The sequence below is a fragment of the Thioalkalivibrio halophilus genome, assembly GCF_001995255.1.
Taxonomy (GTDB): domain Bacteria; phylum Pseudomonadota; class Gammaproteobacteria; order Ectothiorhodospirales; family Ectothiorhodospiraceae; genus Thioalkalivibrio; species Thioalkalivibrio halophilus.
Map to the genome: position 1 here is coordinate 1 of NZ_MUZR01000048.1, position 1,146 is coordinate 1,146.

Annotated in this window: 1 protein-coding gene; it reads right to left on the bottom strand. The window is 64.7% G+C overall.

Features of this window, described 5'->3' with window-relative positions; translation table 11 throughout:
• Positions 1-18: 18 nt before the first annotated feature.
• The gene (locus B1A74_RS10730; protein WP_077244644.1) at positions 19-948 is read right to left on the bottom strand and encodes a transposase; all 930 of its coding nucleotides are present in this window, start codon (positions 946-948) and stop codon (positions 19-21) included.
• Positions 949-1,146: the final 198 nt, after the last annotated feature.

A 1,146-nucleotide genomic window follows, 5' to 3' on the forward strand; every position in this document is an offset into this window, starting at 1 on the left:
GTAGATACCGTGTCTCGCTTACTGGTTGCAACCGGTGCTACAGCGAGGTTGGTACGGCTGCTGCGACTTCAGCACACCGAAGGCGATGTGGAGCAACTTCCGCATTGCGGCGCCGATCGCGGCCATCTTCGCCTTCCCGCGCCGCAACAGGCGCTGGTATTGATCCCGAACGTCGGCGTTGTGATGCGCGGCGGCGATCGCTGCCATGTAGAGCTTGCGTCGCAGACCGCTTGACCCCGTCTTCGCCAGCCGCGGTTGCCGCTGGATCGAGGTGCCCGACTCCTGCTGGACCGGCACCAGCCCGTGGAACGCCGCCGCCTGACGGGCACTCCGAAACGCACGGCTGCGCAACGTCGCGGTCATCGAGGCCGACAACACCCGGCCGATACCGGGGATGCTCTCCAGCAAGGCCCGGTCCCGCTTGAGGTGGTCGTGCGCGTTGAAGTGGTCATCGATCTGCTGCTGCAGCCGACGATGCTCCTCGCGCAGGGCCTCCAGCACGTTGCCGATCGACTCCTGGGCCAGCGCTTCCAGTCGCCCCAGAAGACGCTTCAGTTCCCGCACCTCCGGGGGTTCCGGCTGCCACGGCGCAGGCGCGCGTTCGATGCCGTAGCGCGCCAGCATCATACTGTCCTTGCGATCCGTCTTGTTGCGCACCCCCATGCCCTGGGCGTGGAAACGCACCTGGGCCGGGTTCAGCAAATGCACCCGCACGCCGTGCTCATGCAGCCAGTACGCCAGCGGCTCGTGATAGATGCCGGTCGCTTCCAGGTACACGTGCAGGGCCTCGGGTGGCTCGCCGGTGTTGCGTTCGAGCCAGTGCAGTAGTCCCGGGTACTGATCTCGACGGTTCGGAAACACCTTGGGCTTGACCTTGCCCGCCTCCAGATCCCGAACCCACATGCAGTCGAGCTTGTTCTTGCTGACATCAATGCCGATATGAGCCATCTCGTCCTCTCGCCTTGTCCGTACAGCCTCACCCGTCCTTCACGGGGGGCTTGGATACCGTTCAAACTTCGAGATGAGAAGGGCGCGGGGACCGATCTACGGAGCAGGTTCAAGACCTCAGGAGGCCAACGGGTTACCCCGAGCCCGGTGCCACAGATGGTAGCGCTCCCTCTGCGACGACACACAAGGAGGCCAGCC